This is a genomic window from Bradyrhizobium sp. JYMT SZCCT0428 (assembly GCF_018131075.1).
Taxonomy (GTDB): domain Bacteria; phylum Pseudomonadota; class Alphaproteobacteria; order Rhizobiales; family Xanthobacteraceae; genus Bradyrhizobium.
Window position 1 is genome coordinate 1 of sequence record NZ_JAFCLS010000104.1, and the last position, 11,474, is coordinate 11,474.

General features: G+C 56.1%; 6 protein-coding genes and 2 pseudogenes. 5 read left to right on the top strand and 3 right to left on the bottom strand.

What is annotated here, in order from left to right:
* Nucleotides 1-293 precede the first annotated feature (293 nt).
* On the top strand, nucleotides 294-1,289 hold the full coding sequence (locus JQ575_RS42655) for an ABC transporter substrate-binding protein (protein ID WP_212039131.1): 996 nt from the start codon (nucleotides 294-296) through the stop codon (nucleotides 1,287-1,289).
* A gap of 826 nt (nucleotides 1,290-2,115) precedes the next feature.
* Here the strand turns inward: JQ575_RS42655 and JQ575_RS42660 are convergent.
* Entirely contained in the window at nucleotides 2,116-2,532 is a 417-nt protein-coding gene (locus JQ575_RS42660) for a hypothetical protein (protein WP_212039132.1), read from the bottom strand.
* A gap of 292 nt (nucleotides 2,533-2,824) precedes the next feature.
* On the opposite strand from JQ575_RS42660, the pseudogene JQ575_RS42665 reads away from it, so the two are divergent.
* From JQ575_RS42665 to JQ575_RS42675, 3 genes and pseudogenes are all read left to right on the top strand, one after another.
* Nucleotides 2,825-2,941 (top strand): annotated as a pseudogene (locus tag JQ575_RS42665) (SUMF1/EgtB/PvdO family nonheme iron enzyme); the annotation flags it as partial.
* Between the two features lie 142 nt (nucleotides 2,942-3,083).
* Entirely contained in the window at nucleotides 3,084-4,658 is a 1,575-nt protein-coding gene (locus JQ575_RS42670; RefSeq protein WP_249167293.1) for an arylsulfatase, read from the top strand.
* 881 nt (nucleotides 4,659-5,539) lie between these two features.
* Entirely contained in the window at nucleotides 5,540-5,902 is a 363-nt protein-coding gene (locus JQ575_RS42675) for a PRC-barrel domain-containing protein (protein ID WP_212039134.1), read from the top strand.
* Nucleotides 5,903-7,154: 1,252 nt separating this feature from the next.
* On the opposite strand, the pseudogene JQ575_RS42680 reads toward JQ575_RS42675, so the two are convergent.
* Nucleotides 7,155-7,890: pseudogene (locus JQ575_RS42680) on the bottom strand (Crp/Fnr family transcriptional regulator).
* A gap of 1,389 nt (nucleotides 7,891-9,279) precedes the next feature.
* On the opposite strand from JQ575_RS42680, the gene JQ575_RS42685 reads away from it, so the two are divergent.
* Nucleotides 9,280-10,257 carry an ABC transporter substrate-binding protein gene (locus tag JQ575_RS42685; protein WP_212039135.1) on the top strand — a complete coding sequence of 326 codons (978 nt, stop codon included), beginning with the start codon at nucleotides 9,280-9,282 and terminating at the stop codon, nucleotides 10,255-10,257.
* 178 nt (nucleotides 10,258-10,435) lie between these two features.
* Here the strand turns inward: JQ575_RS42685 and JQ575_RS46320 are convergent, their stop codons facing one another.
* Nucleotides 10,436-10,960, bottom strand: a complete 525-nt coding sequence (locus JQ575_RS46320) for a septal ring lytic transglycosylase RlpA family protein (protein ID WP_212039136.1) — start codon at nucleotides 10,958-10,960, stop codon at nucleotides 10,436-10,438.
* Between the last annotated feature and the right edge of the window lie 514 nt (nucleotides 10,961-11,474).

The window sequence follows — 11,474 nt, forward strand, 5'->3', positions numbered from 1 at the left end:
TAAGCAGAATTGCATCTTATGTGACGGGCGCGCCGGTGTCTTCCTCGGTCCGGCCCCAGTTTTCACGATTGGACCGGAGAGGCCTCAACAGCAGCTCTGTTCCGCTCTTGGCATCTTCGCCTATCCTGAGAATGTCCGTTCACCGATGTAGACCGGAAGTCGCCGTGGTCCGGCCAGACCGACGCAATGACCCAAAGCCGTCCTTCCATCTCTACAGCGCCACGACAAAAGTACTACGCTCGTCATTCCATAGGCTTTGCTTGGTCTTAGGAGAGGCTTCTTAGGAGAGGCACATGCGACGGCGGGACCTTCTCGCGGGATTGTTAGCCACCACCACAACGGCGACTGCGCTGTGGGCAGCCGAACGAAAAAAGGTCTATCGATTGGCAGTTTGCAGCCAGTCAGGAATGGACAGCTTCGGAGGAACTTTCTGGATACTCCTCTTCAATCGCTTGGCTCAGATGGGGTTCACGGAGGGCAAGAATCTAATCGTGGATCGATATGCCACTGAGGGTCGGCCCGAACGCTACGAGGAGGTCGCACGCAAGATCGTGCAAGCTAAACCCGACGTCATAGCGGTTGGGTTCGATCATCAATTCATCCTGCAGGTCGCAAAAGAGACGACCGCAATTCCTATTGTTGCCACCTTTGGTGATCCCGTCGCCGCTGGAATTGTAAAGAACATGGCTAGGCCGGAACGCAACATCACTGGCGTCTCTTTGGATGCCGGGATCGAGATGCAAGGGAAGCACCTCGAAATTCTCCGGCAAGCCGTGCCTTCGGCATCGCGCGTTGCCTATCTCTCGAACCGCGCAGAATGGGAAGGGGCTTGGGGACAAGCTGTAAGAGAGGCGGGCCAGCGGTCGGGAGTTTCAATCATCGGCATACCGATGGAGCGTTCGGCGAGAGAACCGGAATATCAGCAAGCCTTCGAGGCGATGGCGCAGCAATCGGCTGAAGCACTGATGGCCAATGGGCTTCCTCCCAACTTCGGACACCGTGAGCTGATACTTGGACTTGCAGTAAAATATCGGCTGCCATCGATTACTTGGTGGACTGACATTGCCGACAGTGGACAGGTATTATTAGCCTATGCGCCGGACTATCCCTATTATTTCCTTCGCTGGGCGGATGAAGTTGGCCAAACTCTCAACGGTGTTCCGCCAGCTGAAATTCCTATCCAGCAGCCAACGAAACTCATCCTTGCGATCAACCTGAAGACCGCGAAGGCGATTGGCCTCGATGTGCCTTCGACACTGATCCTCAGGGCTGACAAAGTGATCGAATGAGGGAGCCATTTGCTGCGGTGCATGAGTCTAATGGCACCTTTGAGACATGCCGACCGGCCTGACGATGTCCGCTTCCGGGGAGAACCGGAAGTAGTTTGCCGACGACCAAAGTGACGCGATTGACACAAGGCTGATCCTACTTTTGCTAGTAGGGGAGGACGATCCTGAACTCGGTCAAGTCGCCTACCGAACGCGAAACCCTCACGTGAGGATGACGGAATAGTCCCGCCCCGTCTTCATCGTACAACCGGCCGGAACCTTACGCTTGAAGAAACTGTTGCTTTTTGGTCAGTGACTGAGGAGACAGTCAATGAAAAATTACCATGTTGACGGTCGCGAAAGCGGTCTGAGCACCGGCATGATGGTTGTTATCGCGGCCGTTGTCGTGCTTCGCCATGTGGGGTCCTTGGCGCCTCAAAGTACATAGCGAAAAGCCCCCTCCTCAGACGACTGCTGGTTCTGTGTCGCATTCGCCGGCGGCGCCTGATGTTCACGGTCGGCCTACAAGTTCTGACGTCGGTTATTGCGGCGTGTTTGTTAGCCAACAGATCGACGGCGTCGAGCGGCTGCGCGGAAGCTCTCAAGAGGATCGAGAATCTAGGCGCTCAATGACGGCGTCGCGTTCGGCTGTCTAGCTGGACGCGAGTTGGTGAATGCGGCCCTTGGGGCGGACGCTGTTCATACTTGGCACCAATAAACGTTGCCGTTCGTAGTTCGCGCGCTTCATCGCTATTCGGCAAGATCGAGAAAATCAGCGTCGATCTCAAACGAACGGCGCGCTAAGCGTAAACTTTCAGGAAATCTCTCCATCGCCGCGCAACAGGCCTCAGGATCTGGCACGTACGAACACAACGTCGAACGACTGTTTGACGACCACCTGATCGTAGATGCCTATCAATCGATCATTGGCCGCATCGTACCTTAGCGTGTAAGTGGAGCCGTTGTAGCCGCCGGCACGTAATTCGAACAGCAATTTGAGCGCATTACCGTTCCTGCTGACCACGGCGACGTGAAAAGGCAGCGGTTTTGGGTTTGCGTAGCTCGCCTCGAGTTTGCCATCCGCGGCAATAAAACGGATGGTGATCACGTAGCCTCCCTGCAGACGCACCCAGCGGCCGAGCAGCGTATCGAATGGCGTTTCGGTCGATGGCGGCGCGCTGTATGTTGTTTCGGAACGCTGCTGCGCCAGGGCGGGACACACGATCAGGAAAAGGCAAAGCATGACGAGGGAGATTGGGTTCATGATCTCTGGCGCCCTCCGGTTCAGCGTGGATTACTCGTCAGTTTCTGCCAACAGCCTGGCTTCTGACACGAGTTGTTCCCGCCATTTTTGTGCGTGACTGGATAGCCCATCGCAGCCGTCTCACCATAGCGGCGCGAGGCCTCATTGGATGTTGGACCGTGGTCCAATAGCACGTGACAGCGCTTCTACGTAGTGTGTGCCCGTCTGGGTTCTGTTTTGGTGATCGATCAGGGGGCAACGTTCAAAAATGTCGGCGCGTTTCCCTGCACTCAGGGGCATGACAGATGCTATCGGTGGCTCGCATTTGTGTGCGCCGAATTACTGCCGACGCTACCGGCCCGCAGCGCGCCATGCGGAGCCGGTCGATACTTCCACAAGTCATCTCGGCTTTCGATGCATCAGGCGATGAGCCATTGATGCATCAAAATGAGGAGGTTAACACCATGTCCGACTGTATTCTTGCCAACAGAACGCCAAGTATTAGAGAAAGTCTACTCAAAAGCTTCGGGGTGCTGCGATCATGCGCCGCGCTGATCGGGGCGACCGCTCTGATGTCTCTGGGCCTGGGCGATCCAGCGTGCGCACAGGCACAGCCGGCGTCCCGGCCTAACATTGTGGTCATCATGGGCGACGACATTGGTATCTGGAACATCGGCGCGTACCACCGCGGCATGATGGCCGGACGCACGCCGAATCTGGATAAGATCGCTGCCGAGGGCATGTTATTCACCGACTATTACGCCGAGGCAAGTTGCACGGCCGGCCGCGCCAACTTCATCACCGGTGAACTTCCGATCCGGACCGGCATGACCACGGTCGGTCAAGCGGGCGCTCCAACGGGTTTGCCAGCGGAAGCCGTGACCATTGCTACCGCGCTAAAAGGCATGGGCTACGCCACAGGCCAATTCGGCAAGAACCACCTTGGCGACAAGAACGAATTCCTCCCCACGGTGCATGGCTTCGATCAGTTCTTCGGCTACCTTTATCACCTCGACGCAATGGAAGACCCCTGCCATCCAAACTATCCGCAGAACCTAAGGGCGCAGGTTGGTCCACGCAATATGGTTCGCTCGGTGGCCACCATGGTCGATGACGCCACAGTGGACCCGCGCTGGGGCAAGGTGGGCAAGCAGAAAGTTGACGACGCCGGCGAACTCTGTCCGAAGCGTATGGAAACGGTCGACGATGAAATCCGAGACGAGGCCCTGAAGTTTCTCGACAAGGCCAAGGCAGACAATAAGCCGTTCTTTCTCTGGCTCAATCCAACCCGCATGCACATTGTGACGCATTTGTCGGACAAGTACCAGAAGATGCGCAACTCCGAGAACGGCTGGACGATTCATGAGGCCGGGATGGCGCAGCTTGATGACGACATCGGCATCGTCATGAAGAAGCTCAAGGACATGGGCGTGGACGACAACACCATTGTGGTCTTCACCACTGACAATGGCACCGAGGTTTTCACGTGGCCGGATGGTGGACAGACACCGTTCGCGCAGAGCAAAGGCACCGTGATGGAAGGTGGCTTCCGCGCACCGGCGATGATCCGCTGGCCGGGCAAAGTGCCGGCCGGCAAGATCGAGAATGGTCTCATCTCAGGGCTCGATTGGTTCCCCACGTTTCTCGCGGCAGCTGGCAATCCGAACATCTCCGAAGAACTGAAGAAAGGTAAGCAGATCGGAGACCGGACCTACAAGGTGCATCTGGACGGCTACAACCAGATGGACATGATCACCGGCAAAGGGCCATCGAACCGCGACGAAATCTTTTACTTCGGAGAGAGCGAACTCGGCGCAGTGCGCATCGGGGACTACAAGTATCGTTTCATCGATCAGCCTGGTGGCTGGTTGGGTGACAAGACCAAGGTGGACGTGCCCTACCTGACCAACCTTCGTCTTGATCCCTTCGAGCGCACCGGTTGGCCCGAAAATGGATCCAAGGCTGGATCGCAGGAATACTTCGGTTGGTTCAAATACGAGTTTTGGCGCTTCGTCTTTGTCCAGCAGCGCGTCGCAAAGCTCGCCATGACGGCGATCGAGTTCCCGCCGATGCAGAAGGGCGCCAGCTTCAACCTTGATGCCGTGAAGGCGAAAATCGAGGCCGCCCGGGGAGCGATGACCAAGTAAACAGCTCCTGGTGGAGGCGGGCGCTATGAGCTAGGCGCCCGCCTCGCAACTCCTTTGCGGCCGAAAGGCGAAATTAAAGTTTCCGTAAAAGGCGGGACCTACCATGAACCCAATCAAGCGATTCATCCATGTGCTGCACGATATCGATTTTAGTTTAGCTGGGCATGACCCGGTGTAGATGCGTAGCTAATTCAAATCCCCTTGGTAAATTCAGGACGGCGACGCGCTTCATTCCCAAACCAGGATCAACAACCATCAATTTTCGCCCCGCGGATTTGCACACCATAAAAGGGACGGCTCAAAAGGGGTCTGCAGGTCGCAGCCGCGGCTGAAATCGACACACGGTTTAGGCTGGTCTTGGTGACGGACATGGTTGTTTCGACCGCACGACTAATTAGTGTGCCTCGCCCGGGTGCGGTATCCCGGGGCCTAGACCAACGTGCGCAGCGCTTGCTTCCTAGGTCAACGCACGAACTCCCCGACACCATCGACCCATACTGAAAACATCATTTTTCCCAGACCGCCTCTCAGTGCCTCCTGAATGGCGCCTGAGGGTTTCTACCATCGTTTCAATGACTGCAGCGAGCCCCGCAAAAGAACGCATCACCGAGCGGGTCAGAGGGACTGGGCGGCATGTAAGTCAACGTGACAGCTCGACATCGGGAGAACGAGGGCGGCCCGCCAAGGCCCGAACCGACGGACTTCGGCGTAAGTCAGTGATTGAGCCTCAGCCCCGTACTGACAGCGGGCCTTCGAATCCCGCCTGGACACTCAGCGCAGAACTCCTGGGAGGGTTGGGGGTCCTGGTTATCGTTTCGATATGCGCCGCGAGGGAACCTTCGTCTAAAGCTGCGGTTAGGCCTTTTTCAAGGGAGGAACTGATGGCAACAGAAGAAAGAGAAACAGTTAGTTTGATCGGCAGCGACAAGGTTGAGGGTACTGCGGTATACGGAGCGGACGAAACGCAGATCGGTTCGATCGAGCGGGTCATGATCGACAAGCGATGCGGCAAAGTCTCGTACGCGGTCCTGAGTTTTGGAGGCTTACTCGGTATTGGAGACGATCACTACCCTTTGCCGTGGCAGTCACTGAAGTATGACACCAACCTTGGTGGCTATCGGACCGGTATCACCGAAAAGCAACTGCAAGCTGCGCCAAAATATAGCAGCGATAACGACTGGAGTTGGGAAGATCGAACCCGTACTCGGGGCGTGGACGATTACTACGGCGTCATCCCGACCTAGGTGACTGCCGACAACTGACGGCGCGCCTTTTAAACCCGTCTGGATGCTCGGCGCAGAAATCCTGGAAGGGGAAACGTGCTCGATTTTGCGACCAGATCAACGGCAACGCTTCCAGAACAATGGCACCATGATCGCGGAGCTTGGCTCTTCGGCGCTGCTGCGGCCGCGCTCGGCCGATGTCCGCTCTTGACGTCCTAGCGGAGGGCTTTTGATGTTCCTTAGCGGACCTCAGCCGCTTGCCGCTGGATGCTTCCTAATGACCCATAGCGGGCATTGGTCGCTTAATTAAGCATCCGTGCCATCTCCGGGTGCTAAACTTGCGTCAGACGATCATCGTTCGTTAGCCGGTGCAGCCATGAGGCGGCGGGTTTTTCTCAGTGTCGTGTGTGGTTCGGTGGCATGGCCGCTCGCTGGGGCGGCCCAGCTGAGCCCCAATGAGAAACGTCTTGCCATCTTCAGCCCATCGGAGCCAAGCGCGGACTTGCATGAACATAGCGAAAGCAAATTTTCTCGAGCGTTATTCGCCGAGCTTCGGCGGTTGGGGCAGATTGAAAGAAAAAACCTCAAGGTCGAACGTTACGGCCGCGAGCAAAACACGTCCGGTCCCGAAGCCCTAGCGATAGAAAATCGTTCGAAGTAACCCCGATGTCGTCTGGGTTGTTGGCCCGGGGGCAGTCATCTTCAAAAACTAACATCGCGTATTCCGGTTGTCACGATAACTGGTGACCCCGTTAAGCTCGGGATCGCCGACAGTCTGGCTCGCCCGGGCGGCAATTTCACGGGAGTAAGCGTCGACGCACGCTTTGGTCGATATGTACGACGAGCGAGCGACGGTTGAATGCGGCTGCGATGGCGTGACCTTAATTGGCCGGGCGTCAATCGCTGCTTACTGGGGACCCCAACTTGCGATGGCGTGTCCGACCGCATTCGCAATGGATGACCTGACGCTTACAGCTGACGGCGTTTGCCTTGACTATCGAAATTATGAAGGCGACCCAGTGCGTGTGTTGTTCCGGTTCACGCCTTCTGACGAGATACTCCACACCGAGTGTGTGGCGATCAGTCAACGCAGTGCCGCCTGATCCTCCAAGCATCCGTCGCGCGCATTAAACGGGAGGAAGACGCTGCGAAACACCATCTTCTTCGAATCCGCAGGTGCGACGTTCACGGCACTAATGCAGGAGATCGGCTCGAACCATTCCAGCCGGCGGCACCGCGCCACCTCGTGGCGCACTGATCTGGGAGATCCAATCTACTTGGGCAGCTTTTCTTCTCTCACTATCTGAGGCTTTTCGTACAAGACTGCGTTCAACAATGAACGGTGCACTTCGATCTTTCCGTTGTAGCTGATCAAACCCAGCTTGCGAAATTTATTCAGGAAGAAGCTCACCCGGGATCGGGTGGTTCCAATCATCTCCGCTAGAATTGCTTGATTGATCGCAGGGTCGACCGGGATTGGCTTTCCCGCTTTGCCGAAATTAGCCAACAGCAACAGAAGTCGTGCGAGCCGCTTCTCGCTGGAATTGAATAACTGGTCGATCAAATCCTCTTCAATGCGATTGCTACGCGTCAACAGGTAAGCCACGAAAAGTTCTGAAAACTCGGGTTCTTTGCGGAGCGTCGCCAACATCGCCTTTCGCGTTATCGAGGTTATAACGCACTCCTCCATTGCCGTCGCGACGCGGACAATCTGACCGTTCAGGCATCCTTCACCAAAAAATTGCGCAGAAACCAAAATGCCCACGACGGCTTCCTTGCCGTGCTCTGAAACAACGGTCACCTTGACCTTGCCCGACTGTACGTAAAAAAACCTTATCGGCCTCGTCGCCTGGGGCGTAGATAATCTGACCCTTTCGATACTGCGATATCGTTTTACCAAGCCTGACTTTGGCTAGGAACGCTTGAGGATCGAATTGTCGCTTTGCGGACTTCACAAACCCCTCCCTTGGACCAGCACTGGGTGATCGATTGACCCAGCGGTTTAGCATCCTGATGGGGCGCCCGCCTAGTTTAAGTCCAGTAGCCAAATCTGAAAAGAAAGATTTTGCGAGCTTCTTTCCGAGGTGGTCAATATGGGGGTGGCCGGCATGCGAGGCTATCGTCGGCGCAGAACTCTTGACAGTCGCGTTACCGACGGTGAACAGGTTTGCACCGACCGAACAGGACCGAACAGTGACACGGCGGCTTAACCTATCTGGGCTGCGCTTGGTCGTCTGATTGGCGGAGGCGTTCGATTAGCGTTTTGAAGTGCGCGGGCAACTCTCGCTCCACTGTGAATGAATCCCGCAGTCTCTCGCCAATTTCTCGAACGATCTCGCGGCTATGCTTTTGCATAGCGGTATTCTCCACACCTGCGCAAAAAATTCCAAGGACACCTAGGGCAGCCCGCGCAAGAAGACGATCATAAGTCCCATTGCGACCACGCTGTATAAGCCCGTCACTGTAATGCCGAGGCGCATACTGTTCATGATGCCCTCGGAAGGGAGCTTGATCGGTCTGCTGGGCATTGCACGTCCTCGTGCCGTTTGCCCTACCCGAATAGATCACGTCGAGACCGGAAAATCGTTCCGCCCGAGGTGTATAAAATTGAACACTGGGTTCCATTGAGAAGTTCCCGCATCCACGACCGAGAACCGGCGCGAGCATGGGTGCCGGCGCTCGATGACTGATCGGCTCGCCCATGAGCGTTGTCGAGCGGGAGCTGATCTTGGAGACCCTCGCGCATAACCGTGACGGCGCAACTGCTTGGCGTTTCAGTGCGGTCGCATCGGAACAAGATCTCCGAATATTCCGCAAATGGTTTTCACATCCCTCGTCACGAAAGGCGCGGTAAGAGCGGAAAGGAGTGCGTTGCCCAAGCCGGAGAAACCATCCCAGCATTGAGGTGAGCCCCTGCCAACCAGAACGTTTTCGCAAGATAGGTCTAAATGTTGGAGCGGGAGCCATCCGAATAGGTGTGCCGCATTGCAACTTTACCGTCGTGCGGTTGGACGTCGGAGGAAGGAGCGCAGAGCAACATCAGGAAGATTGCCCTATTGGCTTGGTAGCTGGCAGCAATTCGGCGGCTTCAGCGCCCTCCATCACCACCCGCCCATCGGCGGTACAAACACTCCACTTCCATCGACGACCACGCCTTTTTAGGCGGAGGTGATCGAACAAGAGACGATCCCATGTCCGAGTTTGGCACTTTTCGGACCTGACAGGCTCGGCTAACGATGTCTGTTCTTGAAGGCAAAGCAGACTACCTGGCTGCGCGTCCGGACTTCTCTTTTTTAACCCGAAGGCGACGTGGTCGGATGCGCTTTGCCTTACGCTGAAACACAGACACGGCACTCTGGGTGTGATATTTTCGGTGGGAACCGGTTCGCTTGGTGGGCATGAGACGCCGCGAGTTCATAACACTATTTGTTGGAGCCGCTGCCGCGTGTCCGCTCGCGGTCGAGCCGCTTCCGGCACAAACCCGAAAGGGCAAAATCGGATATGTGCACCCGGTTACAATCAGCCCAAGCCATGTGACCTTCGCGATACTGCGCAAGGAATGGCTGCGTTTAGGCTATGTCGAGGGCGAAACGTTTCTGGCGCGTTCCGGCGAGGGAAATCTGGCACACCTTTCGGCGGTAATTCGCGACCTCATAGAAAAGGATGTGGGCGTACTGGTGGTTGTGGGGGCGGATGCGGTCCGCGTGGCCGCTGCAACTACCAAGACCATACCGATAGTTGCCATCGATATGGAGACCGACCCTGTTCAAACGGGCTTGGTAGCAAACTTTGCCCGGCCTGGCGGCAATGTAACCGGCCTCTTCTTGGACCTGCCCTCGTTAGCGACCAAATGGATTGAATTGATGCGGGAGGCAATACCGGGCATTGAACGCATAGCGTTTGCTTGGCAGCCTTCAATGGGTCGTACCCAGCTAGACGTCGCCCTTGAGGCGGCCCGTGCGTTGGGCATCGAAACTATTGTTCTGGAAACTTCGACTACGGATGACTTCGCAAAGAGCTTTTCCATCCTTGCTGGACCCAAGCGGACCGGGATCATCCTGCTAACATTTCCAGGTTTCGTCACGGCCTCGGCCAGATATGCAACAGCCGCGCAATTGCACGGCCTTCCGACCATGACATTCCTTCGTTCCCCGACGAAGGATGGGATTTTGATGAGCTACGGGCCAAAGCAGGAGGAGTATTTCCCACGGGCCATTCAAATTGCAGATCGGATACTGCGCGGAGACCGCGTGGCTGATGTCCCAGTAGAGCGGCCTACCAAATTCGAGTTCGTTTTGAACCTCAAGACGGCGAGGGCACTTGGCATAAGCATGTCACCTTCGCTGCTCGTCCGCGCCGACGAGGTGATTGAATAGGATGGGCTATTCCCGTGTTTGGCACCTTTGAGACATGCCTGCCTATCCTGAGATGTCCGTTCATCGGGGTAGACCGGAAGTCGCCGTGGTTCGGCCAAACCGACGCGAATGACGCGGGAAGACATTGGCCCCGTAGCTCGATCCATCTTGCTGGAGACTTTCCGCCAGCAGACACAAGCTATAGTACTTCAACGCGAACCTGGGCCACGCCGCGGTTCGTTATTCCTAAACTGCGCGCAGCACCGAGCGAAAGGTCGAGGACGCGGCCGCGAACCCAAGGTCCCCGGTCGTTGATACGAACTACTACCGACTTGCTGCTCGCAAGGTCAGTTACACGAACACTTGTGCCGAACGGTAGGTTGCGGTGGGCAGCGGTCATTGAATTCCGAATGAACGGGGCACCGCTCGCTGGTTTTCCTGTCGGATATGAATAGTAAGAGGCTTTTCCAGAAAAAACCCGGTTTGAAGATCGAGGGGCTGAGAGCTCTTCCGGACGACCAGCCGTCTCCCCTCCGGTCGGGGGTTGCTCAAGCGGCGGAGGATACTGTCTGGGCTGGTCCTGTGCCTCAGGTGCCGGTTCTGCGTGCGCTTTTGGAATGATAGACCATCGATCAAGAAAGGTCTGTGCTGAAGCAGAATCTACGTTTACGCACAACCAAACCGGTACTGATACGATTGCAACTATTCCAAAAATAGGGCGCATGGGACGGGCCTCACAAACAAATAGCACAAATGGATAACGTAAGCTGTTGAGGCTCTGTTCCTGTCATGCAGGCGATGAAGGGATATATACCGATGCTTCCAACTCATACGTTTGGTGCTTTAGGCTGCACCGCAACAACAATCGCCTATTTCCGAGGTATTGCTTAAGGGAGAGTTTGTTGCTCCCTGATCCACGGCGAGGGAGTGAGAGTTAGATCAATTAGTATTGCTCCCGGCCCTTACTGCACGCGCATATCTGTTGGCAGTTTTCGGACCTGGCGCTTCCGGTGATAGGGAGAGCACAAGGTCGCCGCGCTCGATTTTCTCATTCGTCGTCCCGTCGGAAAAGCGCTAGGCTGAGCGACACAAAGCCAGGCCGCTGCATCCCAACCAATCAAGGACGCGGCCTGAGGTAGAAGCGATCAGGGAGTGGAAAAATGGGCATGACCTATTTTGATCTCGGTCCGTATAGCCGCAAAGTCACCACGTCATCGCCCGATACCCAGCTTTGGTTC